This window comes from Streptomyces sp. A5-4, from assembly GCF_051131715.1.
Lineage (GTDB): Bacteria > Actinomycetota > Actinomycetes > Streptomycetales > Streptomycetaceae > Streptomyces.
Genome location: NZ_CP178591.1, coordinates 3,940,188 through 3,966,206, shown reverse-complemented (window position 1 = coordinate 3,966,206; position 26,019 = coordinate 3,940,188). Strand labels below are relative to the sequence as shown.

At 69.4% G+C, this 26,019-nt stretch carries 25 protein-coding genes; 20 read left to right on the top strand and 5 right to left on the bottom strand.

The genetic code is table 11. The features are described 5' to 3' along the window. Positions 1–66 precede the first annotated feature (66 nt). On the bottom strand, positions 67–705 hold the full coding sequence (locus ACLLJJ_RS18220; RefSeq protein WP_434592563.1) for an HAD-IA family hydrolase: 639 nt from the start codon (positions 703–705) through the stop codon (positions 67–69). Between the two features lie 174 nt (positions 706–879). Between ACLLJJ_RS18220 and ACLLJJ_RS18215 the strand changes: the two genes are divergently transcribed. From ACLLJJ_RS18215 to ACLLJJ_RS18145, 15 genes are all read left to right on the top strand, one after another. Then, on the top strand, positions 880–2,100 hold the full coding sequence (locus tag ACLLJJ_RS18215) for a helix-turn-helix domain-containing protein (protein WP_434592560.1): 1,221 nt from the start codon (positions 880–882) through the stop codon (positions 2,098–2,100). Between the two features lie 81 nt (positions 2,101–2,181). After that, complete coding sequence (locus ACLLJJ_RS18210; protein WP_434592557.1) at positions 2,182–2,430, top strand: hypothetical protein; 249 nt, start codon at positions 2,182–2,184, stop codon at positions 2,428–2,430. Further along, positions 2,427–2,618 (top strand): hypothetical protein, encoded by a 192-nt coding sequence (locus ACLLJJ_RS18205; protein WP_434592554.1) that lies wholly within the window; start codon positions 2,427–2,429, stop codon positions 2,616–2,618. Before ACLLJJ_RS18210 ends, ACLLJJ_RS18205 begins: the two co-directional genes overlap by 4 nt. A 47-nt stretch (positions 2,619–2,665) precedes the next feature. Next, complete coding sequence (locus tag ACLLJJ_RS18200) at positions 2,666–3,082, top strand: ATP-binding protein (RefSeq protein ID WP_434600448.1); 417 nt, start codon at positions 2,666–2,668, stop codon at positions 3,080–3,082. Next, positions 3,082–3,597 (top strand): DUF6415 family natural product biosynthesis protein, encoded by a 516-nt coding sequence (locus ACLLJJ_RS18195; RefSeq protein ID WP_434600447.1) that lies wholly within the window; start codon positions 3,082–3,084, stop codon positions 3,595–3,597. The genes ACLLJJ_RS18200 and ACLLJJ_RS18195 overlap by 1 nt, the downstream gene beginning before the upstream one ends. Then, positions 3,591–4,055 carry a DUF6302 family protein gene (locus ACLLJJ_RS18190; protein WP_214967256.1) on the top strand — a complete coding sequence of 155 codons (465 nt, stop codon included), beginning with the start codon at positions 3,591–3,593 and terminating at the stop codon, positions 4,053–4,055. The genes ACLLJJ_RS18195 and ACLLJJ_RS18190 overlap by 7 nt, the downstream gene beginning before the upstream one ends. A gap of 53 nt (positions 4,056–4,108) precedes the next feature. Beyond that, positions 4,109–4,312: a DUF5999 family protein gene (locus tag ACLLJJ_RS18185; RefSeq protein ID WP_248585344.1), complete on the top strand. Its 204-nt coding sequence runs from the start codon at positions 4,109–4,111 to the stop codon at positions 4,310–4,312. After that, on the top strand, positions 4,309–4,956 hold the full coding sequence (locus tag ACLLJJ_RS18180) for a hypothetical protein (RefSeq protein ID WP_283451054.1): 648 nt from the start codon (positions 4,309–4,311) through the stop codon (positions 4,954–4,956). Before ACLLJJ_RS18185 ends, ACLLJJ_RS18180 begins: the two co-directional genes overlap by 4 nt. 203 nt (positions 4,957–5,159) lie before the next feature. Then, positions 5,160–6,398, top strand: coding sequence for a methyltransferase, FxLD system (fxlM, locus tag ACLLJJ_RS18175; protein WP_434592551.1), 1,239 nt, complete (start codon positions 5,160–5,162; stop codon positions 6,396–6,398). A gap of 51 nt (positions 6,399–6,449) precedes the next feature. Next, a complete protein-coding gene (gene fxlA, locus ACLLJJ_RS18170; RefSeq protein ID WP_250287672.1) occupies positions 6,450–6,656 on the top strand; it encodes an FxLD family lanthipeptide in 207 nt (68 codons plus the stop codon). Between the two features lie 94 nt (positions 6,657–6,750). Then, positions 6,751–9,816 (top strand): lantibiotic dehydratase, encoded by a 3,066-nt coding sequence (locus tag ACLLJJ_RS18165; protein WP_434592548.1) that lies wholly within the window; start codon positions 6,751–6,753, stop codon positions 9,814–9,816. Continuing rightward, positions 9,813–11,042, top strand: a complete 1,230-nt coding sequence (locus ACLLJJ_RS18160; protein ID WP_434592545.1) for a lanthionine synthetase C family protein — start codon at positions 9,813–9,815, stop codon at positions 11,040–11,042. The genes ACLLJJ_RS18165 and ACLLJJ_RS18160 overlap by 4 nt, the downstream gene beginning before the upstream one ends. Continuing rightward, the gene (locus ACLLJJ_RS18155) at positions 11,024–12,013 is read left to right on the top strand and encodes a thiopeptide-type bacteriocin biosynthesis protein (protein WP_434592543.1); all 990 of its coding nucleotides are present in this window, start codon (positions 11,024–11,026) and stop codon (positions 12,011–12,013) included. The genes ACLLJJ_RS18160 and ACLLJJ_RS18155 overlap by 19 nt, the downstream gene beginning before the upstream one ends. Positions 12,014–12,100: 87 nt before the next feature. Then, positions 12,101–12,418, top strand: coding sequence for a hypothetical protein (locus ACLLJJ_RS18150; protein ID WP_434592541.1), 318 nt, complete (start codon positions 12,101–12,103; stop codon positions 12,416–12,418). A 95-nt stretch (positions 12,419–12,513) separates the two neighbouring features. Further along, entirely contained in the window at positions 12,514–12,825 is a 312-nt protein-coding gene (locus ACLLJJ_RS18145) for a hypothetical protein (protein WP_434592540.1), read from the top strand. A gap of 17 nt (positions 12,826–12,842) precedes the next feature. On the opposite strand, the gene mobF is transcribed toward ACLLJJ_RS18145, so the two are convergent. Next, positions 12,843–17,303, bottom strand: a complete 4,461-nt coding sequence (gene mobF, locus ACLLJJ_RS18140; protein ID WP_434592537.1) for a MobF family relaxase — start codon at positions 17,301–17,303, stop codon at positions 12,843–12,845. 251 nt (positions 17,304–17,554) lie between these two features. On the opposite strand from mobF, the gene ACLLJJ_RS18135 reads away from it, so the two are divergent. Beyond that, on the top strand, positions 17,555–18,280 hold the full coding sequence (locus tag ACLLJJ_RS18135) for a TnsA-like heteromeric transposase endonuclease subunit (protein ID WP_434592534.1): 726 nt from the start codon (positions 17,555–17,557) through the stop codon (positions 18,278–18,280). Next, positions 18,280–19,506 carry an integrase catalytic domain-containing protein gene (locus ACLLJJ_RS18130; protein ID WP_434592532.1) on the top strand — a complete coding sequence of 409 codons (1,227 nt, stop codon included), beginning with the start codon at positions 18,280–18,282 and terminating at the stop codon, positions 19,504–19,506. The genes ACLLJJ_RS18135 and ACLLJJ_RS18130 overlap by 1 nt, the downstream gene beginning before the upstream one ends. On the opposite strand, the gene ACLLJJ_RS18125 is transcribed toward ACLLJJ_RS18130, so the two are convergent. The 3 genes from ACLLJJ_RS18125 to ACLLJJ_RS18115 all read right to left on the bottom strand — a co-directional run bounded on the left by ACLLJJ_RS18125 (position 19,483) and on the right by ACLLJJ_RS18115 (position 22,788). Next, on the bottom strand, positions 19,483–21,582 hold the full coding sequence (locus tag ACLLJJ_RS18125) for a recombinase family protein (protein ID WP_434592529.1): 2,100 nt from the start codon (positions 21,580–21,582) through the stop codon (positions 19,483–19,485). The genes ACLLJJ_RS18130 and ACLLJJ_RS18125 overlap by 24 nt on opposite strands. A gap of 273 nt (positions 21,583–21,855) precedes the next feature. Beyond that, on the bottom strand, positions 21,856–22,344 hold the full coding sequence (locus tag ACLLJJ_RS18120) for a helix-turn-helix domain-containing protein (protein ID WP_434592526.1): 489 nt from the start codon (positions 22,342–22,344) through the stop codon (positions 21,856–21,858). A gap of 174 nt (positions 22,345–22,518) precedes the next feature. Beyond that, positions 22,519–22,788, bottom strand: a complete 270-nt coding sequence (locus tag ACLLJJ_RS18115; protein ID WP_434592523.1) for a DUF5372 family protein — start codon at positions 22,786–22,788, stop codon at positions 22,519–22,521. A 26-nt stretch (positions 22,789–22,814) separates the two neighbouring features. Between ACLLJJ_RS18115 and ACLLJJ_RS18110 the strand changes: the two genes are divergently transcribed. Genes ACLLJJ_RS18110 through ACLLJJ_RS18100 form a run of 3 tightly spaced genes read left to right on the top strand, consistent with a single transcriptional unit; the run spans position 22,815 to position 25,935 of the window. Then, positions 22,815–23,684, top strand: coding sequence for a Mu transposase C-terminal domain-containing protein (locus ACLLJJ_RS18110; protein WP_434592520.1), 870 nt, complete (start codon positions 22,815–22,817; stop codon positions 23,682–23,684). Continuing rightward, complete coding sequence (locus ACLLJJ_RS18105; protein WP_434592517.1) at positions 23,681–24,763, top strand: TniB family NTP-binding protein; 1,083 nt, start codon at positions 23,681–23,683, stop codon at positions 24,761–24,763. Before ACLLJJ_RS18110 ends, ACLLJJ_RS18105 begins: the two co-directional genes overlap by 4 nt. Continuing rightward, positions 24,763–25,935, top strand: a complete 1,173-nt coding sequence (locus ACLLJJ_RS18100; RefSeq protein ID WP_434592514.1) for a hypothetical protein — start codon at positions 24,763–24,765, stop codon at positions 25,933–25,935. Before ACLLJJ_RS18105 ends, ACLLJJ_RS18100 begins: the two co-directional genes overlap by 1 nt. Positions 25,936–26,019: the final 84 nt, after the last annotated feature.

The following is a 26,019-nucleotide window of genomic DNA, read 5'->3' as shown; positions in this document are numbered from 1 at the left end:
CCTCGAACGCTGCTGCCGTTCGTTGGCCGGCGTAACGTCCCCGGCGAGCTGTTTCGCTCTGTTCGTTCAGGCGGGAGCGGGAGCGGGGTCGAGGAGAAGCGAGTCGAGGATGGCAGCTGTGCCGGTGGGATCGGTCGTGTGGTGCACGGTGCGGATGCCCAGGGTCTCGGCGGGCGGCAGGTTCTCCGCGTGGTCATCAACGAAGACGCACTCAGGACCGGTCAGGTCTAGGGCGTCAAGCGCGCGCTGATAGATGAGCGGCGACGGCTTCCGTACGCCCTCCAGCTCCGACAAGATCACGGCATCGAAGAAGTCCGTCCACATGCCCTTGTCCTCGTACGGGTTGTAGGGCTCGATCCCGAACGAGTTGCTGAGCATGGCCACCTTGATCCCTGCCGCGCGAGCGCGCTTCGCGGCGGCGACGATCTGAGGCTCCGGGTGAAGGTTGGCCAGTGCACGCCGCATCAGGTCAGTGGAGTCGATACCGAGGATGCCGCCGATGACGCGGTTCCAGTCCTCCTGGGTGGCCTCACCGACCTCCAGCGCTGCGTAGATCGCGACGCCGTCGGGATGCTCGTTCAGCGCCGCGAAATACGCGCCTGGAGTCAATCCCTCCGTCCTCTCGAACGCCTGCCCGTTCAGTCGCATCCGAGTGGTGAGCACACCACCGAAGTCGAGGATCAGACCACGGTATGGGGCTGGCAAAGCGGCCTCCTTGCCGATCTTTCATACGTGTACGCGGTCCCCCGGCCGCAGGGCGACAGGGGGACCGTTGAGTACCCTCCCCAGAGGGAGAGACCCCCAGTATCGCCTCTCCCCGAAGCACGTGGGCCTACGCTTGACACGAGTGCCCTGTCCACTACGGCGAACGGTCAACCCATGGTGTATGACGGAGAGTTGTTCAGCATCGGCCAACGGATCAAGTGGTGGCGTGAGCGCCGGGGCTTGTCCCAAAGGATGCTGGGAGACCTAATCGGCAGGTCAGAGAACTGGGTCTACAAGATTGAGAATGATCGGATGCCCCTGGACAGGCTTCCGATCCTGATCGCCCTGAGTAAGCAGCTGCGATGCAGCCTGGAGGACCTGACGGGCGGTTACGTGTCCGGAATCGTTACGGCGGGCACGGAGCACAAGCACGTTCCGCTCATCCGACAGGCCCTGTCGCTGCCCGCCTCCCTCCTTCCGCAGCGGATCGGGTCGGTCACCTCCGACGACTTCGAGTCGTCGGTCACGGATGCCTGGAAGGTCTACGAGACGCAGGCTGATGACCGGTACCGCGACGTCGGCGAGCGGCTGCCCACCCTGCTGCGGCAGGGACACGCCGCTCTCCGCGACGCCTCGCCTGAGCAGGAGGGCACCGTCCTCCGGCAGCTCATCAGCCTCTATGGCCTGCACCAGATCTGGCTTCGTCGCGTCGGTGAGCCGACCCTCGCCCGCGTTGCGGCGGACCGCAGCCTCTCCCTCGCGGACAACGCCGGCGACCCGGCCCTCCTCGCGGCTGCGGCCTGGAGCCTGGCCTGCGTCCTCACTTCCGCTGGAGATGTGGAAGACAGCTACGAACTCGCCCAGCAGACCATCGCCCAGTGCCGGCCGAATGACGACTCCGGCCCTGAGCACTGGTCCGCGTACGGCGCGCTGCACCTGCAAGGTGCTGTAGCCGCCGTGCGCGCTACAAAGGGCCCGAGGGCGTGGGACCTGTACAACGGAGCGAAGCGGGCCGTGGACCGGGTCGGCGCCGACCTCAATCACTGGCACACGTGCTTCGGGCCAACCAACTTCGCCATGCACGAGGTACACCTGAAGGCGGAGGAGGGCGACACCAGCGAAGCGCTCCGCGCCGCCGATCACGTCCTTGTCAACGAAGAGGTCCCGCTCGAACGTCGGACCCGGTACCTCATCGAGGTAATGAACCTCAACCGCATCCAGCGAGACGACTACGCGACGGTGCACATCCTCGGCAAGCTGCTGAAGCAGTCTCCGGAGGAGATCGTGTTCTCTCCCCTGGTCAGGGAGGCGGTGGCCGACCTGTTGAAGCGCGAGAAGCCGATGTGGCGCGACGACCTGCGTGCGGTAGCGAAGCACATCGGGCTCGCCGCATAGGCATATGCCAACCCTGAGCGTTACTCAGCCCTGATTTTTTCTCAGGGGTGGGGCTTTGAAGTGGCCCTATGTTTACGGGTCATGACGACAAGTCACGCTCAGACGGAAGCTGGCGCGGCGCCCTTACCGCCCGCCAAGCGCCACCTCCGCCTTGCTCGTGAGGCGGAGGTCGCGCACACGGAGGCCGGTCGTTTCGCGGTCCCCCTCGACCTGCACGAGGGGGCCGCGGAGCCCGCGACCATTCCGCTGGTCCTGACGGCCGATGAAGCGGCTGCTTTGCACAGCAGGCTCGGTGCCCTCTTCCCGTTCGCGGAAGGGGGCAACCGATGACCGCACGAACTCCCGCAGATCGTGAGCGCCGCCGCAACCTCGCGGACGCCTCGAACACACCGTTGCCCGCTTTTGCCGCGCTGCTCCGGCACGTCCCCGGCCAGCAGCGCCGGACGGGCCCGCTCGCTTCCCTCGACGACCGGGCCGCCCCGGAAGACGGGGCCTCACAGATCGGGACGGAGCGGTGATCGGCCCGGCGTCGCAGCGCCCGACCGCAACCCGTGCCGGCGGCCTGGTGGAGGAGCGCTTCCCCATCACCAAGCACTCTCCGGGCGAGCGTCCCCCTCCCGTAGACGAGTCCCGCGTCCGAGCCATGAGGCTCGTGACCCGCGAACGTCTCACCTCCCGCGGTCTGACCTGCCTCGCCGACGACGCGACCCTCGTTGTCTCTGAGCTGATCACTAACGCCATCGTGCACAGCGGTGGCAGGCAAATCCGGCTGACCCTCGACGTGTGCGATGGCGTCCTGCGCATCCGTGTCCATGACGGCGTGGCCGGACCTCGCCCCACTGCTCAGTGCCCCGAGGACGATGACGAGCACGGTCGCGGCTTGGTGCTCGTGCGGGAGATCGCCCGAAACAGACAGGGCGCGTGGGGTGTCAGCGACAACGGCGCCACCACGTGGTGCGAGCTGAGTTTGGTGGCGTGCTGATGACGAACACCGCATTACGCGACGAGACGACGAGCCCGGAGACCATGCCGGTCCGCGTCAAGGACCCGACGATCCCCACGAACCCTTGGATTCCTCCACACGGTGAGGAGGAGGCCCGGCGGTACCTGAGCGCAGTGCGCGAGTGGGCAAGCGTGGATTGGAACGAGGTGTACGACGACCTCGACACCATCCTGCACGGCGAGGAAGAGATCAGCCACCACGCCGCGGGCCCGTCCGGCGGAGCCCCATTACCCAACTACAACAACGATGCCCTTACTCAGCGCTTCCTCATGGCGCTCAAGCTGCTTGTAGCCCGCGCCTTGCGAGACAAAGCCGACGAGAAGCACCCGGACATCGCCGCTCTGATCGGACAGGCCCGCACGCTGCGTGCCGAGGTAGTGGCAGGCGACGCGGGACAGACCATCGGACTCGTTCGGAAGCTGGCGCGGCTCACCCTCGATCTCGCCGAGCTTCTGGAAGAGGCCGGGATCGTCAGGGGGCTGGTTGAGTGCTGACGACCACCAAGGCTTCGGCGCGTTCGTTCGGCCCTTCCCTCTGCCCTGCCGAGGAGGCGTACGACTTCGAGCACTTCCGGGACCGCCTTGCCCGGCCCGAGGTCCTTGCTCACGCTGTCGCGGTACGCGTCTTCCGGGCACCACTGCTTGCCGTGCCGGTCGGCGGCCCGCGTCGCGGCGGATACATGTCCTTCGATCTGCTGTCCCTGGCAATAGGGGCACGCGACCTTCTCACGAACCGGCGGGGGTTTCCGGACCTCCGCGTCCGATGGTCGCCGTACCGCGATACCTGCCACACCGTCGAGTGGGGCGATCCCGCTCCCGAGTGGTGGGAGGACGACGCGGTCTTCGGCCGCTTCTACGGCTACAGCGAGTCCGCCATCACCTCGTTCGTACGTGAACGCCCACAGACACCCTCTTCGGCAACCTCCACTCCGTGTTCCCCCACGGCTTCGTAGTCGCCGAAGAGGGCCCGACTTCCCCGCACTGCCTTGAGAGGACGACGAGTACGATGTGCCAGCACACCCCGCCGTGTCCCACGGCCGAGGCTTCCGACCGAGAGGCCGCCCGCCCCACGGCGGCCCACCCTGAACAGGGCTGGAGCCTGCTGTGCAACGGGGTGCTGCTCTTCGAGGACACCGGCGAGCTGTTGCCGGACGGCCAGATCGTCGCTCCACACCGGCCGGTCGCGCTCGCCGCCGGGAGCACCGCGTGACCACCGCTCCCGAGGCCGTCGTGCCCTACATCACCGCCCGGGAGGGTGAAGAGGCCGACTCGTTCCTCAACCTGCGTATGGGCCGCGGGCCGGACGGCCGGCCGCGTCTCCGATACGTGGATGAGCTGCCGCCGGACCGGGACCTCAAGGACGTGCTCTGGGCCCGCTACTCCATGTCGCTCGACACCTTTGGGCAGCCCTGCGGGACACCACGGTGGCGGATGGTTCACCCGCACCGTCAACGCGTGACGATGGCGCTGCTGCGGTGCCAGGTATGCACCGTCCAGTTGAAGCGCACCGACGGCATCCTCTTCCTGGAAACGGCGGGTGAAGAGGGCTACGACGGTCCAGTGAAGACCGCGCAGCCGCCGGTCTGTCTGGAGCACGCCCGGATGGCGGCAGGCCGGTGCCCACGGCTCAGGGCAAGGGGCCACGTAGCGCTTCTCGCCACCCGTTTCCCGCTGTACGGCGTGATCGGCCACGCGTACCAGTGGAGCGCGAACGGCCTACAGGCCCTCTCGGACATGGACTCCCCCATCCCTTACCGCCATCCCCAGATCGGCATGTTCCTGGCCTCCCAGCTCGTACGGGAACTGCGGGAGTACAAGGTCGTCAACCTGGACGATCTTGTGCCCGCCGCCTAGACGGCCGCCCGGCTCTCCTGAGTGGTACAGACAGGACCGCCGGGCGGCTCACCACCGGCGCCGGACCTTCGCGCGCCGTCCAGCACGAACCCGCCAACCTTCGGCGGTCCGACGAGAACGGAGAGCTTTCGCCGATAGCCTCCCGGCCCCCGGCACGCGTGCCGGCCTACCCGCCCCCGAACACGAACGACCGAAGGAAGTCCATGACGAACACGACCGTCGAGCCCGACGAGGCGACCCGCCTGCGGAACAAGGTGGTGGACGAGCTCTGCGCGGACGGCAACATCTCCTCCCCGGAGATCGAAGCGGTGATGCGCAAGGTGCCCCGGCACGAGTTCACCCCCGCCGACACGCCGCTGGACAAGGCGTACGACACGTACGCCGCCGTGATCACCAAGACGGACGAGCACGGCGTACAGCTCAGCTCCGTCTCCGCGCCGCAGATCCAGGCCATGATGCTGGCGCAGGCCCAGGTGAAGCCCGGGATGCGGGTCCTGGAGATCGGCTCGGGCGGGCTGAACGCGGCCTACCTCGCCGAACTCGTCGGTGAGGACGGTGAAGTCGCCACCGTGGACATCGACCCCGTCGTCACCGATCGCGCGCGACGGCTCCTGGACAAGCACGGCTACGGCCGGGTGCACGTCGTCACCGCGGACGCCGCCGAGCCCATCCCGGATCTCGGTGAGGTCGACGTCGTCATGGTGACAGCTGGGGCCTGGGACGTCTCCCCGGCCTGGACCGCGCAGCTCAAGCAGGGCGGCCGGCTCGTCGTCCCTTTGCGGATGCGGGGCTTGACCCGGTCGGTCGCCTTTACCCAGGTCAAGGGCGAGCACGGCCCCTACCTGGAGAGCGAGTCGGCGCGGATCTGCGGCTTCGTCCCGATGCAGGGCTCGAACGCCCACCGGGAAGAACTTCTCCTCGTCAACGGCACCCCGGAGATCGGGCTCAAGTTCGATGACGGCCTGCCTGCCGACCCGCACCGGCTCGACAACGCCGTCACGTTTCCGCGGCACGAACTGTGGACCGGCGTCACCGTCCGCATCCAGGAACTCATCGACACCCTCCAGATGGCGATGGCGATCAGCCTGCCGGGCTTCTGCACGATGGCCGTCGATGAGAACTCGGACACGGGCCTGGTCGCCCCGGTGAACAAGCGGTTCGCCCTCGCGGCCGTCGAGGACGACACCTTCGCCTACCTCGTCACCCGCCGCACCGAGGACAACAAGCACCTGGAGTACGGCGTGCACGCCCTCGGCCCGCACGCGGAGCAGTTCGCCGACAGGATCGCCGACGTGCTCCGCGACTGGGAGGCCAACCGGCGCGGCGGCCCCAGCCCGGTCATCCGGGTCTATCCGGCCAGCACCCCCGATGACCAGATCCCGGCCGACCGGGTCATCGACAAGGTACACAGCCGGATCTCGCTCTCCTGGCCCTCGGCGTAACACCGGGAGCCAGGTCGTCCCGCACCACCCCAACAGGAAGAAGGGCACATCATGACGAGCGCCACTCTCGCCCCGCCCCCGGTCGCGCCCGCCCCGCTGGCGGGCCTGGACGACGACGACTTCGCGCCCCTGGACGTGAAGGTCGTCATCGCCGAGCACTCGTACGGCCATCTCATGTGCTCCACGGGCGACGGCTGCGGCACCACCTGCGCGACCGGTGCCTCCGCCTGCGGTTCCTTCACGGAGGACCCGGCCTGATCCAGGCCGACCCCTCACCTGTGGGCCGGGCGAAGCGCTTCGCCCGGCCCACAGGCCCCTCTCCCCTCCCCGCGCCGCCTCATGGAAGGGCCTCATGGCTTCCCGAGCAGCCGCCGGATACCAGTGGCAAGGCGTTGCGATGTTGCGCGCCACCACCAGCCCCGGGCCGGCAGACATCCCCCGTACCCTCGACCTGGACAACGTGGCCGTCACCCGCGGATGGCTGAACCGCATCTGGCAGCGCGAGGACTTCCGCAGCGCGCTGGAGCTGGCCACCCCCGTCCTGTCCGACGCCATCGAGGCCGTCGTCCGGGGCCGGCAGACTGAGCCCCGTCGCGTCCGCCGCACCGCGCTGTCGACGGTTTCCTATCTCCTGCGGTGGCAGCACCGGCCGACCCCGCTCGGCCTGTTCGCCGGCATCGCCCCGGTGTCCGTCGGGCCCCGGGCGAGTGCGCGGTGGCGCGACAAGCACCGCGCGATGATCCGGCCGGACGCCGAATGGGTCACCGACATGGTTCTCCGGCTCCAGCGAACCCCCGCGTTGCTGAAGCGGTTACCGCTCGTCGCCAACAACGCCGCCCGCGCCCGCGGTGACCGGCTCGTGGCGCCGGGACCGCCCTCCGACGGTCACGCCGTCCTCTTGGCCCCGGTCGAGATATCCGTCCGCAACGCCCGGCCGGTGGCCGCCGCCATGGACGCGGCCCGCACCCCCATCCCTTACGGCGACCTCCACGGCCACCTGCGCGACCGCTTCCCGCAGGCCACACCGGAGAAGATCGACGCCCTTCTCACCAGCCTGGTCGAGCAGCAGTTCCTCATCACCAGCCTCTGGGCGCCCATGACCACCGTGGACGGCTTTCAGCACCTGTGCCGCGAACTGGACCGGCACCAGGCGGACGACGTCCCCGAGGTGCGGGACCTGGTCCACGCGCTGTACGCGCTGCGCGACGACGTGTCTGCCCACCAGCCGACGCTTTCCGACACCAGCGTGAGCGCCGTCGCCGCGCGGATGCGCGCCCTCACCACCGTCACCCCGACCCCGCTGCTCATTGACACCGCCCTCGACTGCGAGACCCAGCTCCCGCAGTCCGTGATCGCGGAAGTGCAAGCAGCCGTGTCGGCCCTCTACCGGACCACCCCGCAGCCCTACGGCTACCAGCACTGGCGCGACTACCACCGCCGCTTCCGGGCCCGGTACGGCGTCGGGGCCCTGGTGCCGGTGATGGACCTGGTCGCCGACAGCGGCCTTGGCCTGCCCGCCGGATACGTCGGCTCCGAACGCGGCGCCGCCCTGAAGGTGCGCACCGACCGCGATGAACTGCTGCTCGCGCTGATGCAGCAAGTCCTCCTGGACGGCCGCGATGAACTGCGGCTGACGGACGACATAGTCGACGCCTTGGAGAAGGCCGCCGGAGAGGACGAGCGGCTGTTCGTACCCCGGGTGGAGGCCGCCTTCGAAGTCCACTCACCCAGCACCCGGGCACTGTCCAGCGGCACCTTCGATGTCCTCCTCACCGCAGTCCCCCGCCCCGGCAGCAGCATGGCCGGCCGGTTCGCCCACGTCCTGCCGCCCGAGCATCAGGACGCGCTCGCCGCCACGTACCACGGGGCGCCGGACGCCCTCACGGCGCAGCTCGTGTTCCCGCCGCGCCGCCACCGCAACGAGAACGTCACCCGTACGCCGCGGCTGCTGCCGCACGTCATCGAGCTGTCCGGCCACCAAGAGACGGACGAGACGACGATCCCTCTCGCTGACATCGCCGTCACCGCGGGCCCGCGCAGCTTCCACCTCGTGCAGCTCTCCACCGGCCGGCGCATCGACGTGCGGGTTCTGCACGCCCTGGAAGGCGGGACACAGACACCACCACTGGCCCGGTTCCTCGCCGAAGTGGCCAACGGGCGGTACGCCGCCTACAAGCCGTTCGACTTCGGCGCCGGCGCTCGGCTCCCGTTCCTCCCGCGCGTGCGCTACCGCCGCACCATCCTCACGCAGGCCCGATGGTTGCTGATGGCCGCCGACCTGCCCGGCCGCAAAGCCTCGACCGAGGAGTGGGAGAGCGCCTTCACCGCCTGGCGGGACCGGCTGCGGGTCCCCATGCAGGTTGCCATCATCGAGTACGACCAGCGCCTCCCCCTCGACCTGTCCCATCCGGTCCACCGCCGGGCCCTACGCGCCCACCTCGACAACGCCCGGCGTCTTGAGCTGCGCGAAGTCCCGGACGCAGACGCCCACGGCTGGATCGGACGGGCACACGAGATCTGGCTCTCTCTGGGCCGGTTGCAGCTGGACACCGCCGATGTGTCACGGCCGCGCCCCGCCGCCCCGCCCACCCCCGGGCGGCACCTTCCGGGCGCCGGTGACGTCCTGCTCGCGCAGCTCCACGCCCACCCGCGCCGCTACGACGAGATCCTGAGCCGCCACCTGCCCAGCCTCCTCTCCGCGTTCGGCGACACCCCGCCGGTCTGGTGGTTCACCCGGCACCGGGAGATGGCCCGTCCGGACGCCGACCAGCACCTCGACCTCACGCTGCACCTGCCGCCGGACGCATACGGGGCCGCCGCCCAACACGTTCGTACCTGGGCGGACAACCTGCACGGGACCGGTCTGGCGGCCGGGCTCGTCCTGGCTCCCTACCAGCCGCAGACCGGGCGCTTCGGCAGCGAGGCAGCCATGGACGCCGCGCACCAGGTGTTCGCCGCAGACTCCGCCGCCGCCCTCGCGCAGATCCAGCTCACCGAGCGCACTGACGCCTTCGCCCCGCAGGCCCTCGCCGCGGCCAGCGCCCTGCACCTCGTCACCCCCCTGGCGCCGAACAACGCGGCGGCCGAGGAGTGGTTGGTGCGCAAACTCCCCCAGAGCACGGGGCGACTGAACCGGGCCCTGCGTACCCAGGTGCTCGAACTCGCCGCTCCGGACGGCGTCTCCGCGCTCGCGGCCCTCCCCGGCGGCCCTGCGGTCGCCGAAGCATGGCGGGCCCGCGCCGCCGCCGTGGACACCTACCGGAACGCCTTGACCGGCCAGCGTGATCCCCTCGGCCTCGCCCGGTCGCTATTGCACCAGCACCACGTCCGGGCTCTGGGCGTCGACCCGCGCGCCGAGGAGACCACGATCCGGCTCGTACGGACCGCGGCCCTTCAGCACCGTATGGCGGCCCGATGACCGCGCCGGCCGCCACCACCGCGACGATCCTGGAGCAGTACACCGCCCACCTCGCACAACCCGCTCCGCCGCCCCCGGACAAGCCTTGGGCGGTGCAGTCCCTCGCCGACGGCGCCGCCGGAATCAGCCTGCTGCACATCGAGATGGCCAGCCGTCACGGCGGCTCCTGGCGCCCCGCCCACCGATGGATCACTGCCGCAGCAGCCGGGCACATCAGCGCGGCCGACACCGCCGGACTGTTCCTCGGCGCCCCGGCCCTCGGCTTCGTCCTCACCACCGTCCCGCCGTCCTTCCAGCACCTGTACGAACCGGCGCGCCGGACCCTGCACCAGCACATCACCGACCTGACCCACCGCCGCGTGGACGCCGCTCTCACCCGCATCCGCAAGGGCGACCTGCCCACGTTCGCCGAGTACGACCTTTTCTACGGACTCACCGGCATCGGGGCGTACCTCCTGCGGACCGACCCCGAAGGGCTCCCCCTGGAACGAGTCCTGAAGTACCTCGTTGCCCTGACCCGCCCCCTTGTCCCCGACGGCCGCGGCCTGCCGGGCTGGTGGGTCCGCCACGACCCGGCCCGTGGCGAGTCCCCCCACTTCCCGGGCGGCCACGGCAACTTCGGCGCCGCCCACGGCATCACCGGCCCGCTCCTCCTGCTGGCCCAGGCCATGCGCCGCGGCATCGCCGTCAGCGGCCACCGCGAAGCCATCTGGAGCATCTGCGAACACCTTGACGCCTGGTGCCAGCTCAGTCCCTCCGGTCCCTGGTGGCCCGAGCACATCTCGCGCCGCGATCTCGACCTCGGGCACCCGCACCACGACGCTCCCACCCGGCCGAGCTGGTGCTACGGAACCACGGGCATCGCACGGGCCGGGCAACTCGCCGGGCTCGCCTTGCGTGCCCCCGACGTCCAGGCGTTCTACGAGGACGCCCTGTACCGCGCCCTGACCGACCCCAAACAGCTCGCCCACGTCACCGACTCGGGTCTGTGCCACGGTTGGGCAGGCATCTACCAGACCGCAACCCGCGCCGCTGCCGATGCCCGCGACCCCCGCCTTCAGGCCCTCCCGAAGCGCCTCGGCGACACCCTCGCAGCGAACGCCCAGCCGGACCTTCCCGAGTCCGGCCTGATCAACGGCGACGCCGGTACCGCGCTCGCCCTCACCACCTACGCCTCACAGCAGGCCCCGATCTCCGGATGGGACGCATGTCTCTTGATCAACTGATCTTGACGGAGCCGACCGCGATCCAGCGCGCGGTCTCCGCTGCCCTCACCGGCCTGCCGATCCCCGAGGTCGCAGCCCAGTACGCGATGGAACCGACGATCCTGTCCGACGCCGTGGCGGTCTACGACCAAGCCGGCCGGGGGGCCCTGGCCCGCTACGCCGCCGCCACCGACTGGTGGCAGGTGTACCTCCACTTCACCGACTGGACGAACGCCGACACCACCTTCACCACGCACGTGCTCCCCGCGCTTCGGGAAGCAGAGGCCGCGGGTCTCATGAGCGGCTGGTGGTACACCCGCAAGCACCCCTGCTGGCGCCTACGCCTTCGTCTACAGCCCGAGGCCGGAACCAAACTGACCCTCGGCGACGGCTTCAACCGTCTCGTCTCCGACGGGCATCTGCAACGGTGGTGGCCCGGGATCTACGAGCCGGAGACCGCAGCGTTCGGGGGCACGGTCAGCATGACGGCCGCGCACGCGCTGTTCGTCACCGACAGCCGCGAGGCGCAGCAACTAAGGCAGCGCGGGGACCTAGCCGTGGGACCGCGCGAGCTGTCCGTTCTCCTCTGCACGATCATGATGCGCGCCGCGGGCCTGGAGTGGTACGAGCAAGGTGACGTGTGGCACCGCGTCATCACGGAAGAGCACCGATCGGCCGTCAGCGACGTCCCGGCAGACCGGCTCGACGCCCGCGCGCAGGAGATCCGGCCACTGCTCTTCGCCGACAGTGATGTCCTGCTGCGCCCCGGCGGGCTGTTGGAACCCGTCGCCGACTGGGCCGCCGCCTTCCGCAGCACGGGGCAGGAACTCCGCCGTGCCGTACAGGACGGGACACTCGACCGGGGGCTGAGGCAGGTGCTCAGCTATCACGTGATCTTTCACTGGAACCGGCTTGGACTGTCCATGCGGGGACAGAGCGTCTTGGCCTGGGCAGCGAGGGCGGCAATCCTGCACCAGGAAAGCGGGACATAGGTCGGCCGCGAGCCGTGTGAACCGCAGGGGGCCACTAGCTGGAGGCCCAGGCGAAGCGACCCATAGTCGTGCGAGATAGGACTTGCCATGACCGTTCCATCGCGGCACAAGCAATGGGTGAGCCTCGGATTGCTGTTCGGGGGACACCCACAGAGCTTCGAGCTCCCGCCGCCCGTCTCTGGGCCCCCGCCCACCACCCAGGTCACCGCCGATGAGCGGGAGGCCACGGAGGTGATGCGTGCGGCCGGCTACGAGCCGAAGGGGCCTTACCCCGGTGCCCGCTCGATGCCTTGGCCGAGCGAGTGCACCGACTGCGGGGCGTCCCGTAAACCCTCGCTCCAGGACATCGAGCGCGGTGTCCGGTGCAAGCATGTCCGGCGCAGGCCCGCCGCCTCCGGCGCATGAGGCGGGCCCGTACACCCGAGGTGTACCAGTTGTTTCAGTGCAAGTTGTGCCCGAACAAGGGGACAGACCGGCAGATCCGAGGTGTCGGCGCGCGGATGGCTGCGTATCGGGTGTGCAGCTCGTGTGACTTCTGGCTGATGTGCCTGGGGTACACGATGCTCGGCGACCAAGACCCGGACGGCCGTCGTGCCCTTCGGATCGACGGCGTCCATTACCTGTCGTGGACCGAGGAACAAGGGTTCCCGCCCGAGATCGGCTACGTAGGAGACGAGGAGTCCCGCTACGTCCTGCTGGACGATCCGACAGGCACTGTGCACGTGACACGCCGGCTCTGGCTCATGGGCACCATCCCCGACGTGTTCCGCGTCCGGATGCCCGACAACGCGGCCTTCGCTCCGCCGACCTAGGCAGTTTCAGGCACCTTCTACACGGGCGGTGCGTCCTGAGCGCTGTCCGGCGGTGGGCCGGGCTGTGTGTAGTCCATCGCGGTTCGGTTGGCGTACGAGGACTCGGGTGTCGCAGGTGACGGTGCTACGGACCCATCAGCTTCGACGTGCTGACCCCCGCGCTGGGTTCGCAGGCTCGCCTCCTTCTGAAGGCCAGACACTCGATGGTCCGCGCCGCGAGCAGTGCTGCGAGCCTTGATGGCCTCGGCCCGAAGCTGCTTGGCTGCCTCGTTGTCCTTGGTCTTGGCCCGCCGAAGCAGCGCGGCCTTCTCCTGTTGAGGCATGCCCGCTTCCGTAAGCACAGCTTCGTGTTCACTGACGGGTCCGGCCTGCCCGGCAACTTCCTGGAGCCGCGTATTCATCTGCTCCAGCTCCTGTCCGGTCTCCTCACGGGTACGAAGTAGTGCCTTGCGGTCCGCCTCAACCGCAGCACGCTCGTCACCGCGGAGCGCCGAGCGCCCGAAACGGCCCGTCGCGGCCAGCTGCTGTTCGAGATCTTCGATACCGGCCTGCGTGCCGTTCAGTCGGGCGGTGCGATCAGCGATCGTGCCGCCCAGCGCTCGGACTTCGCGAATGGCCACGGCCCGTTCGGCAACGTCCTGATGACGGCGTTGGAGCGCGAGCGAGTTGGGGCCTGATCCCGCAGCAGCCTCCCGTTCGGCACGATCGGCGGCGGCCTCCGCCTTCCCGGCCGCCGTGCCGGTGGCGCGCGCTGCCGTGACCGCCTTGCGCTCAGCGTCGCGCAGGGCTGAATTACTGAGGTGGGCGTACGGACGCTCAGCCGACGGCGCGGCTTCAGGAGGAGTGGTCAGCTCCTCGTGGCGCCCGGCCGTGGCGGGGGTAGATCGGGCCTCGGGCTCTGCGGCTTCTCCGGGGGCGTCCGCATCATGCAGTTCTCCCGCACCAGGGCCACGCGGGATCGGCAGATCCGCTACGGCCTGGCGGACGTGGGCAGGGACCGCGTTCTTCGGGAGTTCGGTGAGGATCATGCGCTCCTCGGTGCCGTTCTCGATCTCGCGGATGAGGCCCGCGACAGCACGGTCAAGCTGCTCCTGCTCGGTGACGGCGTCGCCGCTGCGGGCGCGGTCGGCGTCGGTCTCGTAGACCGAGAGCGGCAGGAAGAGGTGGGACTCCTTCTTGTCGCGGCTCATCATCGTGTAGAGCGCGTTCGCCTGGGCTCCGGGGCCATAGACCAGGGCCTCTTGGACGCTGAGCCCCTGCGACTTGTGGCCAGTGATCGCGTATCCGAGGCTGAGTCCGCCCTGCGCGATGTAGTCGGCGTCAACCCATTCGGCAACGTCACGGTGGCCGTCGGCGGTCTTCTCGCGCCACTCGACCAACACCCGGCGTTCCTCGTCCACGGCGCGCACGATTCCGCGGTAGCCGTTCAGGACGTCTTCGCTCGCGCCTCGGCTCTTCTTCCCCCGGTAGTCGTTGATCCGAAGGAGGACCTGGTCACCGACGGACAGGGTCAGCTCGCCACCGCCGGGCAGCGCGTAGACGTGCTCGGGACCGGTGAGGTCGCCGTTCTCCTTCCGCAGGGCGCGGGCCCCGACGTTCAGTTCCTCCACGATCTCGTTGGTCGCGGCGAGCATGAGGAGCTGCTGCACGGCGGTGTGGTCGTCGGTGTGCGCGGCGCGCTTGTCGGCCCAGATGGTGAGCATCGCCGCGAGGGTGGCGTCCCTGTCCGCGAGGGCGTGCACGCGGCCGGTTCCGGCGAAGGTACGGAGGGCTTCCACGCGGTTGTCGTCGCGCCACAGCTCCAGGGCCCGGCGTTCGACCATGTCCTTCTGGCGGAAGTTTTGGCCGAGGGTGAGCCCGCCGACGATGTGGTGCACGGCGGCGAAGCTGCCGCCGATGCCAGGCGAGTGGAGCTGCTTGGGGTCACCGATGCCGACGATCTTCGTCCCGGTTTCCGCGGCGTGGGTGAGGAGTTCGGCGATATCGCGGTCATCGCACATCGCGGCCTCGTCCACCACCAACACGTCCACGCCGGTGAGGCCGGTGCCACCGGCACGGATGCCGGTGAGCCAGGATGCGAGGGTGCGGGACTCGATGCCCGCCTCGGCCCGCAAGTTCGCGGCGGCGACGGCGGCTGTACTCGCGCCGGCGATGACGAGACCGTGGGCCCCCCACGCCTGCCGGGCAGTGTCCATGATCGTGGTCTTGCCCGATCCCGCGATGCCCACCACGGCGTCGATTCCGTGCCCGGCCGTAAGCAGCCGTTCGAGAACGGCACGCTGTTCGTCGGAGAACGCGAAGGTGCCACCGTGCTGGGCCTCGACGGTGGACAAGGCCATGTCGACCGTGTCGTTGCTGACGACGGCGGCCTGAGTGCCGAGCCGGTTCGTTGCCTCGGAGACGATCAGAGCTTCCGCCGCCACGACATCCGCCGTGGTGTACCGGTCGGCGTGCGTGAAGTGCTGGGCACCCTTCGGGTTGAGCTGGACCGCGTACCCGACGTGCCGGAGGACGGAAGCGGTGAGCTGTTCGGCTTCCGCGGCGTCCGCGACGCCGTACGGGAGGGCGTCCAGCACGGCGGCGATGGCGGCGGCGTGGGTGAAGTCCTTGGAGTGGCTGGTCAGGCCGGTCTTGGGGTCGAAGACCTGGGCGCACAGCTCGTCCAGAGACGGGTTCTGGTCCGCTCGGTCCCGCTCCATCGCGCTGGCTGCGATGGCGTCGGGGTCGTCACCGGCAGCGCGGCCTTCGGCCTGCCAGTAGGCGCGCAGTACGTCGTCCTCGACTCCGGCGGCCTCGCCGTTCTTCGCCGCCTTGGACGCGGTGGAGGCGGCGGTGCGCTCCCGGGTCGTGGCGCTGTCGTAGTCGATGCCGAGTTTCGTCAGCAGTTCCCGGACCTGGCTGTCGCGCTTGCTGAAGAGCTTGATGGTGGACTCGGGGATCGCTGCGATCTCCCACGCGCCGGTCCGCTCCTCTCGGCGGAAGCTGATGCCGAACGTGTCGGTCAGCTCCCGGCGGATGCGGGCGTTCATAAGGGACTGGGTCGCGCGGGTGTGCCGGTGGAGGTCGCGGCCCCCGCTGGCCATCGTGGACCACTTGCCGTCGTTGCCCTTGACCATGTTGGCCAGGGTGAAGTGCAGGTGGAAGTGGGGGTCACCGTACGGGGCGCCGTCCACAGGGCGGGCGGCGCGGTGGACCATCATCCAGCCGGAGAACCCGCTCGTCGTCACGGTCTCCGCTTCGTCGCCGTCGCCGTGGTGACCGCGCATGGCGTACGCCGTCCACCGTTCCAGGGCGCCGATGGACTCCCGGCCGGCGGCCGTGTAGATGCCCTCGACCTGGGCGGCGATCTCCTCGGGCGCGTAGGCGAGGAAAGCGGACTTCGACTTCGCCAAGTCCAAGGTGACGTCGGCACCGAAGTTGCCGACCTGCACGCGGCCTTCGAGGAGAGCGGCCTTGATCTCCTCAGCGTCCCACACGTCCTCGGGCGCGAGTCCCGCTGCCTTGGCCATCGCGACGGCTTCACGCACGTCCATCGGTAGATCCCGAAGACGACGTGCACCTTCGCCCTCGGTCTGGACGTACCGGCGCTTCATGGACGCGGCGTCGAACAGGTCGGCGGGCTGCTGTCCGGTCTCGGTGGCGCGGACCTCGACCGCGCGCAGGAGCGCACGGGCGTCCAAGTGGCCGCCCGCCTCGGCGGCCACGGCCTTCTCCACCACGTCCTCGCCGTAGAGGTCGACTGCGTCGATGCCGACGGCGTCGGCGAGCTTCAGCACCGTCGAGACGGGGACGCGGTGCGACTCCCCGAACCGCTTGAGCTGGCTCTCCATCCGGCGGAAGGCGTCCTGCTTACGCTTGGAGTCCAGCAGCGAGGCGGGGTTCACGCTGCGTTCGGCGGCGGCGCGGCGGATGGCGCGGGCCAGTGGGGCGGCGGGGAGCTTGGCGGCCGGCGCGATGGCCAGCTTGGGTTCCACGAGGGTCTGCCCGGCCCGGGGGTCTTCGCCGTGCATGAGGCGCCGGGCGGCCGGGAACTGCTCGGGGGCGAGGACGCTGCCGGGGGTGATGTCGAACTCGGTGAGACCGTTTCCGATCCAGACCAGGGGGCGTTCGCTGGCGTCCAGGTGGTAGTCCACCTGTCCGTCGGCGGGCCGTGGGGGAAGGGCCTGTTCGCCGTAGAGGTCGCGGGCGTCGAGCCCGGCTGCGGCGGCGACTTCGACGGCGTCGAACCCGGTGAACCGCGCCGTGCCCTTGCTGCGGAGGAGTCCGCGGGCGCGGAAGAAGGCGCGCTTGGCCTCGCGGTTGGCGAGAAGGGAGGCGACGGGGGCACCGGCGGCTTCGGCCTTGGCCTCGATGGCGGCGACGAGAGGGGCCGCGTCGACCGCTACGGACTTCCCGCATCCGTGGCCGCCGGTAAGGCGGTACTCAACCTGCTCGTCGGACGGGCCGATCATGGTCACCCACCCCATCGGCCCGCTCACCCCCCGCTCTCATCCGGTCAGATTCGGTCGTCTTGGCTGATTGTATCGTCACGAAGTGACGATACCTTGGTCCTCGAAATTCAAGATCATGATCAACGAGGGGAAACCTCGGTCACTCGTGTCCTGTAGCGGTGAACTTTGCATAGGTCAGCTTTAATCTGCATGTGATCTTGCATAGGTCAGCGTGACCTTGCATCTGGGTGTGGGGTTAGCTGTCTGTGGTTCATGCGTTGGGTGTGGTTCCGGGCGGGGTGACAGGGCCGCCACCGGAGGGGTTCGAGGTCGGGTACATCGACCCGGGCGGGTCGGAGTTCCGGCGCCCGCTGGCGGATGTGTGGTCGGTGCGGTTCGAGGACGCGGTGCCGGTACGCGAGTTCAAGTCGTACAAGGGCCAGCGGCATCTGCCGGGCCTGTGGTGGTCGTCGACCGCCGGCGGGCACATCGGGTACGAGTCGTGGCTTGAGCGCGATCACGTGATGCTGCTGGACTTCGACCCGTCGGTGGTGGGGGTGTCCTCGCAGCCGTTCTGGCTGTTCTGGGCGGCGGAGACGGGCAAGGGCATCTCGCATGCGCCGGATTACTTCGCACGCCGCGACGACGGTACGGCGATCGTGATCGACTGCCGTCCCGCGGACCGCCGCAAGCCGAGGGACTGGATGAAGTTCGAGGCGACGCAGGCCGCCTGTGACCAGGTGGGGTGGGAATTCCGGCTGGTGGGAGCCCCTGACGAGATCGTGGTCGGCAATGTGCGGTGGCTGGCGGGCTACCGGCATCCCCGGCACCTGGTGGAGCCGGTCGCCTCCGGGCTGCGGGAGGTGTTCGCCGAGCCGCTGCCGCTGGTGGACGGCGCCGTGATGGTGGGGGACCCGATCGCGGTGCTGCCGGTGCTGTTCCACCTGTTGTGGCTGCACGAGCTGGTGGTGGATGTGGCGGCGCCGCTGCACGCCGAATCGGTCGTGTCACTGGGGGTGGGCTGATGGCCGGTGAGAGGACGTCGGTGCTGCGGCCCGGCGACTGGGTGACCTTCGATGACGGTGACCACCAGGTGGTGGCTCTGGTGGGGACGTCAGTGCGGCTGCGCTCGGCCGGCGGGACGGAGTCGGTGGTGCTGGCCTCGTATCTGATGGCCTCGCCAGGGTTCTCGGTCACCGGCACCGAGCCATTGCCCGCGCTGGAACCGTTCGGGCTGCTGGCGACGCTGCCGGAAGCGGTGCAGGCGGCGGCCCGGGAGTGGGAAGGCCACGTGGTGGAGGTCGAGACCGGGCTGCCACCCGGTGCCGGGCCGGGTGTTTTGCCACGGCCCGAGTACGACCCGGCGGTTTGTTCGCTGGTGGAGCGGGCGGAGGCGAAGGCGGCTGAGCTGGGGGTGAGTCTTCGCACCGTGCAGGGCAAGCGGTCGCGCTATGCCCAACAGGGGGTGTGGGGGCTGGTCGACCAGCGGGCGGTGCGGCTGGTGGAGGCGACCGGGCGGTCGGATGCCCGGCTGGTCGCGGCGGTCCGGGAGGCCATCGAGGCGGAGACGAACATCTCGACGGGGACCCGTTCGCGGCTGATCCGGCGGGTGGTGAAGATGGTGGAGGCCACCTACGGGCCGGGGGTGGTGCCGCTGCCGAGCAAGAACACCTTCTACAAGCTCGTCGACGCGCTGGCCACCGGGCGGCATACCTTCGGCTCGGCGGTCACCCGCCGGCAGACCGCCAACCGGCCCCAGGGGCCGTTCACGCCGACGTTCGCGGCCCGGCCCGGGGAACAGGTGCAGATCGACTCCACGCCGCTGGATGTGATGGTGGTGCTGGACTCCGGGCTCACCGCCCGCGCGGACCTCACGATCGCGATCGATGTCGCTTCCCGCACGATCTGCGCGGCCGTGTTGCGGCCGGTGGGCACCAAGGCGGTGGACGCCTCGCTGTTGCTGGCGCGGATGCTGGTGCCCGAGCCGATGCGGCCGGGCTGGTCCGCTTCGCTTCGCATGGCGGCCTCGCGGATGCCGCACCGGCGGCTGCTGGAGGTGGACGCGCGGATGGAACAGGCCGCCGCGAAGCCGGTGATCGTTCCGGACACCGTCGTCATCGACGGCGGGAAGGTGTTCATCTCGGACACCTTCATCCGGGCCTGCGAACGTCTCGGCGTCACGGTCCAAAGATCAAGGCCGCGCACGCCGACCGACAAACCTCGGGGTTCATACTGCGCCTCTTTCGGTTGATGCGGCGGGTGTTGGGTTGTCGACCAGTTCGTAGGCCGGTGGTCGGCCGGTGCGGGGGCGGGTGAAGTCGGGGTCGGGCAGGTGGTATAGGTACTCGCCCTTGTCGTTGGCCAGGCGGCCGCTCAGCAGTCCGTCGTCGCGCCACTTCTTGACGGTCTTGGGGTGTACTTCCAGGCGGCGGGAGATCTCGCGCAGGCTGACCATGCCCAGGTCGGCCAGTCGTTGGGGGTGGCTGAGGAGACGGTGGGCGGTGCGGATGTGCTGAATGATCCGGGCCTGGAGGGGGTGTCCGCTGCCGCTGAGGTGGCCGCGGTCGGTGAGGATCTTGGCGATCTGGCCGTCGGTGTGGTCGTCCAGGAGCTGATCGATGGCGGTGACGACTTCCGGTGGAGTCTGGCGGATCTGCCAGGACGCCAGCGGAACGGGCATCGTCAGGGTGTGTTCCTGGCCGCCACGGAGGCGGACGTGCGCGGTGATCTGCTCGGCGCGGGCCAGGGTGACGTCGGTGATCAGTAGCCTGACCAGGCGTTTGCGTTCCCGCACCGGGGTGGCCGGGTCGTTCCACAGTTTCGGGAAGTCGCTGGCCAGAGCGGTGATTCGGGCCCGCTGAGTGTCATCCAGGGCGCCGATGCCGGAGGCTTTCGTCTTCTCATAGGTGTCGGTGGCCTCGGCGAGTTCACGCAGACAGGCGTTCCAGTCGGCCTCCAGACTGGTGGCGACCAGGCGGTTGTCCGGGTCGACCGCGAGATAGCGGCGCCGGGCCAAGTCGGCTTGGTAGCGGGCACGTTCGACGGTGGCGGCCCGCAGCCGGTCGGCGTCGTCCGCGCGGGTGGCCAGTTCCTCGGCGACGGCCAGGGCGGCCTCCAGCGCGAGCGGGGTCAGTGCCTGTACCAGCAGATGTCCGACGGCGGCGTCGACGCCGGCGCCGTGAACGCGCTGGCAGACGGGGTTGCCGTGCTCGATGCCTCTGGCCTGGCAGACGTACTCGGGCTCGACACGGTCTTTGCGCTGGTGGTAGCGCACGGTCATGCGGCGTCCGCAGATCCCGCAGACCGTGATGCCCTGCAGCAGGGCGGGGCCCTCGCGCGGCGGGCCGTGCCGTCGGTCTTTCCCGTGAGCGGTGGCGTTGGCGACGAGTTTGGCCTCGTTGGCCTCGTACTTTTCGAAGGTGATGAAGCCGGGGTGGTGGCCTGGGAAGAGCGCGATCCACTCCTCGCGTGGTCGCAGCTGTGGCCCGCTCTTCCCGCTGCCGGGGCTGCGTTTGTGCTGGTAGCGGCCGTAGAAGAACGCTCCGGCATAGCGCGGGTTGTGCAGGATCTTCAGAATCCGTGAATGCGCGGCCGGCGCCCAGACGACCTTCCCTTTGTCCGGGCCGTGCTTCAGTCGCCGGGGCAGTCGCAGACCGTCGTGGTTGAACGCCTTCACCACAGCGGTGGCCGAGCCGGTGGCGTCGAAGTAGTCGAAGACCGCGCGGATCGCGGCGACGATCGCGGCATCGGGGTCGAGTACGACCTTGCCCGAAGGGTCGTAGACCAAGCCGATCGGAATAGGACTGATCAGGTCCCCGCGCCGGGCTTTGGACAGCTGTCCGCCCCGAAGACGTGCCTTGAGCAGGTGCAACTCCGCCTCTGACATTGATCCTTTGAGACCCAGCAGCAACCGGTCGTTGAAATCACAGGGGTCGTAGAGGCCGTCCTCGTCCAGGATCAGCGTCCCGGACATCGCGCAGATTTCCAGGAGCCTGTGCCAGTCGGTGTTGTTGCGCGCGAGGCGGGATACCTCCAGGCCGAGCACGATTCCGGCGTGGCCCATGCCGACCTCGGTGACCAGACGCTGGAAGCCCTCCCGGTCGGTGGCGGTGGCGCCGGACTGGCCCTGGTCGGTGTCGATGACGATGATCCGGTCGGCGGGCCAGCCCAGCGCGATGGCCCGGCTCTTGAGCCCGTACTGCCGCACCGTCGACTCGGTGTTGTGCAGGACCTGCTTGATCGAACTCTGGCGGACATAGAGATACGCGTCCCGGGTCAGATGATCAGCAGTCACCTTGAGCGCGGGCCCGAACAGTTGCTCATCCATCTCCCACTCCAGTACGTGAATCGCGCAGGTCAAGGGGCATGCGCCAGGACCATTCGGGACCAGACACGGATGATTTCCGGCTCCACCGGTCCCGGCAGGCTCGGTGGCGCCGCCGAGACCGGAAGCCGTCGCGGGACGGCGCTCACCAGGGCGGCGGTCACCCGCAGGAACGTGACCAGACCCTTGGCGGCCAGCACCGCGAGCCCGTGCCGCGGCCCAGCGGACGCCCCGCGCAGACGCTCGTAGTTCTCAACGCCCGCGGCAACGTCCGGTTCAGGACCGGACTATGGGCTCCTCCGGGTCGCTGGACTCCCGCCGACGAGCCAGTGCCCGTTCCACCGACCGCGGATGGACCGGAAAGCCGAAGACGGCCTCCACCCGCTCGGCCAGCTCCCGGGACTTCAGGGCCGGATCGGTCGCCAGCCAGCCCTCGACCTGCACCATCACCGCCTCGGTGAGCTTCAGCGGACCCTTAGGGCCCGGCTTCCCGGCGGCCAGGGCGCTCGGGCCGCCGGCGTCCAGGGCAGCGGCGACCTCATAGAACGCCTGACGGCAGTACCCGAAGGCACGGGCCGCCTGCGTGACGGGCACCTTGTCGATCCGCACCCGGCGCACCATCTCGTACTTGACCTGCACCACGTCCCTGGCGTCGCAGAACCGCGAGGCCAGAAACACCACGTCGGTCACCTTCTCCGGGCGCGGGTTCAGCGACCGGGTCGCCACCAGCGCCGCCACCTTCGGGTCCTCCACCATCGTCGTCATCAGTCGCCTCTCTGCCCAAATTCCTGTCATCAGGTTCGCGCCGACCCCGTCGGCGGCCAAGGCCGCCGACGGGGCGCACGGAGGCAAACCAGCAGGTGAAACGCGCTACCGCCGACGAGTTTCGCGCGCCCCGCCTTCCAGTGAAGCCCGGTGACGGCGTGGATCAGGCGACGCTCACGGCGCCGATCCGCCGACACCTCGAACCTTCAGGGCATCCAGGTGATCCGCGACGGCGAGCAGATCCGTGATGCGGAACGGGCAGCGTCCCGCGGCCAGCACCACGAACGGATCGACAGGGTCAATATCGGTCCACGCCGCAGGCAGCGAGGTCACCGCCCCGTCCTCACCGACCATCGAGACCCGGTCCTCGTCCCAGGTATGCCGACGATCCACGAACGCGAACTCCTTCCCGAACCACGGGTGGAACCGGTGCGTGACCCGCACAAATCCAGGCCGACTGTCCCGATCGGGTGCAGTCGACGACTCGCGATAAGGCCATCGTGGAGGCCACGTTTTCCGCGATCAACTCGCTGTTCGTCCAGCACCTTCCCGGCTACACCGGGCCCAACGTCTCCCGCCGCGGGGACCGGGTGGAGGCGGACGCGGTCTGGACGATCCCTGAGCTCCAGGGCCTTCTTGACGAGTGGCTTCTGGCCGGGTGGCAGGCCAGGCCGCATGACGCTCTGCGTGATCCCTACCGGCCGAAGCAGGCGATGTCGCCGAACGACAAGTACGCCTCGCTGGTGGCCGCCAGCGGCTATCTGCCGCTGGTACTGCGGGGCGAGGACTACCTGGAACTTTTGCCGGTGGCCTGGCGGGCGGTCAACGACTACGGCATCCGGATCGGATACCGCACCTACGACAGCGCGGACCTGGGTCCCTGGCGGCGCGAGCACTCCGGGATCACCGCCAAACGCGGGCTCTGGGAGGTGCACTACGACCCCTACGACCTGTCCCAGGTCTTCGTCCGCACCCAGCACGGCTGGATCACCATCCCCTGGGTCCAGCTTCCCCTGGTCAACGCGCCGTTCGCGGACTTCACCTGGAGCCACGCCCGCCGTCTTGCCGCCGAGGCCGGCCTGGACAACACCAACGAAGCCGCCGTCGCCCGCGTCCTGGACCAGCTGCTGACCCGCGCCGAGCTGGGTCCGGACAAACGCACGGCCAAGGTGGTGGGCCGCACCCGCACCGCGGCCGCCGCCCACCGGCCCCCTACCGTCCCCGAGACCGAACCCAGGACCGAACCGGAGATCACACCGGAGCCGGAGGCGAAGCCGCCCGCCGAGGTGATCCCGTTCGGTGTCTTCGACGCCCACGCAGAAGCCGAAAGGTGGCTATGAGAACGCCCGCCCAGTCCCGCATGCCCGACCCGGACACCGAGCAGGCGCCACCGGACAGCCCGCTGACCACGAAGGAAGGCTGGCGTCGTTTCGCCGAGCACGAGCCCGTTCCGCCCCGGTTGCTGCCGGCTGCCGAGCGGGCCGCGCTCAGCGGGCGGGAACGGATGCGCGAGGGCGACGCGCGGCGGGCCTATCACGCCGATCTCCCGCTGGTGAACACCCCGACCATCCGCAAGGTCATCGCGACCGCGCGGCTGCTGGTCCAGCTCAACCGGCAGCAGATCTCCGCCCGCCGGGGCATCATCGTCAGCGGCGCTTCCGGCACCGGGAAGACCACCGCCCTGTCCCAGCTGGGACGCGCCCACGAACTCGCCACCCGCAAACGGCATCCCCGCGACGCCAGCCGGCTGCCGGTCCTTTACGTCACCGTCCCGCCTGCGGCCACACCGAAGATGCTCGCGATGGAGTTCGCCCGCTTCTTCGGCCTCACCTTCCCCACCCGGGCCAACCTCACCGACATCGTGGACGCGGTCTGCGCGACGGCCGCACATGTCCATGTCGACCTCGTGCTCCTGGACGAGCTGCACAATCTCAATCCGGCAACCCGGTCCGGCGCCGAAGCCTCCGACCAGCTGAAGTACTTCGCCGAGCGGCTGCCCGCCACCTTCGCCTACGCGGGCATCGACATCGAATCCCAGGGCCTGTTCTCCGGCACCCGCGGCCGCCAGCTCGCCGGGCGTTTCGTCGTCATCCCCGCCGCCCCGTTCTCCCACGCCGCCGAGGCGGACCAGGATGCCTGGCGGGCCCTGGTGGGAACCCTCGAATCCATGCTCTGCCTCCACGAGCACGTCCCGGGCACACTGACCGGGCTGAGTGAGTACCTCTTCCACCGCACCGGCGGCATGATCGGCAGCCTCTCCCAACTCATCCGCGGCGCCGCCGTGCTGGCCATCGAGGACGGCAGCGAACGCATCACCGAAGACCTCCTGGACATCGTCCCCATCGACTACGCCGCCGAGCAGTCCGAGAAGCTCACCGCGCCCGCCAAGCCGTCCGTCCGCCGGAGGCGCGCGGCCTGATGCTCGTTCGCACACTGCCCGACCCGGTCCCGCCCGCCCGGCACGAGATCGCCGCCTCCTACATCAGCCGCCTCGCCACCCTGCACGGCCTCGACATCAACCATCTGTGGACCACGGTCACCACCCGCGAGCCCTCCGGCGGCCTCCGCAGGGTCGTGGTCCCCGAACGACTCGCCGCGCTCACCGGCCGCAGCGTCCACCAACTCGCCGGGGCCCTGCCGGAACTACGTGACCCGCAGCCTGATTGGGCCATGTTCCGCCACCAGCCGCAGACCGGCTGCCCGCGCTGCGACGCCCGGCACCCCGGCGGCACCGTGACCCGGCTCCTGCCGCACCACCGCTACGTCTGCACCCGCCACCGCATCTGGATCGGCCCGCCCGACATCAACCAGACCGCGGACCTCCACGCGCTCCCCGCCGTCGTCGACGCACAGCGCCGGCACCTGCGTCTCCTGCACCGCCACGGCTGGGCCAACACCTTCGACGCCGTGCTCACCGCGCTGTCGTTCTGCGGACACGCCTGGGACGCCATCCGCCCGCCCGAGGACCCCTGGCATGTCTGGCACACCTGGGATGCCCGCGCGCACGTGCTGATACCGGCCGAACGCGCGTTGAGCACCTACAGCGCTTCACGACTGTTCGCCGCGGTCTATCCCGAGGCCGTGAACCTCGCTGCGATCATCGCGTCGCCCCACTGGCGCCGCCTCGCCGACGGAACCCCCGACGAACGACGCCGCTTCGACCGCGAGATCAGCCGCCGTTTCACCTACCCCTACCACGACCGCGACTACGGCGGCGATGCCATAGCGCACTGGGCCGAAGCCGACTCCTGGCGGCCGCCCTCCAAGCCGCTGAACACCTACACCCCCGCTCGGATCAAGGGAGTTGTCCCGGCCCTCCACGGCAGCACCATCCGACGTCACGAGAAGGGCGCCACCTGGTTCGACCGGAACCGCAAAGCCGGGTCCACCCTGCTTCGCCACATCCACATCAAGCCCGCCCTCGTCCGCGCCTGGGCCCCGGCCTACGAACGCGTCGAGGGAGCGATCTGGCACAGCACCCGAATCGACTCGGATATGCAAACTCAAACTGCGCGACAACGAGCCGCACAGCCCAAGTCATCCCTGCACGTCCCAGCTCAACGACGAGGCGCTATGCAACAACAAACGTGAACGGACAACTCGGAGCGGCCTGGTGGCTCCTGCGAATCAGGCTCCTGGAGCCTGATCTCCGGTTGGACTGTTACCTCTGTGCGA

Bases quoted from the DNA above. Each gene is read 5' to 3' on its own strand.
- ACLLJJ_RS18215 (WP_434592560.1), top strand. From the start codon at position 880: ATGGTGTATGACGGAGAGTTGTTCAGCATCGGCCAACGGATCAAGTGG.
- ACLLJJ_RS18210 (WP_434592557.1), top strand. From the start codon at position 2,182: ATGACGACAAGTCACGCTCAGACGGAAGCTGGCGCGGCGCCCTTACCG.
- ACLLJJ_RS18205 (WP_434592554.1), top strand. From the start codon at position 2,427: ATGACCGCACGAACTCCCGCAGATCGTGAGCGCCGCCGCAACCTCGCG.
- ACLLJJ_RS18195 (WP_434600447.1), top strand. From the start codon at position 3,082: ATGACGAACACCGCATTACGCGACGAGACGACGAGCCCGGAGACCATG.
- ACLLJJ_RS18185 (WP_248585344.1), top strand. From the start codon at position 4,109: ATGTGCCAGCACACCCCGCCGTGTCCCACGGCCGAGGCTTCCGACCGA.
- fxlM (WP_434592551.1), top strand. From the start codon at position 5,160: ATGACGAACACGACCGTCGAGCCCGACGAGGCGACCCGCCTGCGGAAC.
- fxlA (WP_250287672.1), top strand. From the start codon at position 6,450: ATGACGAGCGCCACTCTCGCCCCGCCCCCGGTCGCGCCCGCCCCGCTG.
- ACLLJJ_RS18165 (WP_434592548.1), top strand. From the start codon at position 6,751: ATGGCTTCCCGAGCAGCCGCCGGATACCAGTGGCAAGGCGTTGCGATG.
- ACLLJJ_RS18160 (WP_434592545.1), top strand. From the start codon at position 9,813: ATGACCGCGCCGGCCGCCACCACCGCGACGATCCTGGAGCAGTACACC.
- ACLLJJ_RS18155 (WP_434592543.1), top strand. From the start codon at position 11,024: ATGTCTCTTGATCAACTGATCTTGACGGAGCCGACCGCGATCCAGCGC.
- ACLLJJ_RS18150 (WP_434592541.1), top strand. From the start codon at position 12,101: ATGACCGTTCCATCGCGGCACAAGCAATGGGTGAGCCTCGGATTGCTG.
- ACLLJJ_RS18145 (WP_434592540.1), top strand. From the start codon at position 12,514: ATGGCTGCGTATCGGGTGTGCAGCTCGTGTGACTTCTGGCTGATGTGC.
- ACLLJJ_RS18130 (WP_434592532.1), top strand. From the start codon at position 18,280: ATGGCCGGTGAGAGGACGTCGGTGCTGCGGCCCGGCGACTGGGTGACC.
- ACLLJJ_RS18125 (WP_434592529.1), bottom strand. From the start codon at position 21,582: ATGGATGAGCAACTGTTCGGGCCCGCGCTCAAGGTGACTGCTGATCAT.
- ACLLJJ_RS18120 (WP_434592526.1), bottom strand. From the start codon at position 22,344: ATGACGACGATGGTGGAGGACCCGAAGGTGGCGGCGCTGGTGGCGACC.
- ACLLJJ_RS18105 (WP_434592517.1), top strand. From the start codon at position 23,681: ATGAGAACGCCCGCCCAGTCCCGCATGCCCGACCCGGACACCGAGCAG.
- ACLLJJ_RS18100 (WP_434592514.1), top strand. From the start codon at position 24,763: ATGCTCGTTCGCACACTGCCCGACCCGGTCCCGCCCGCCCGGCACGAG.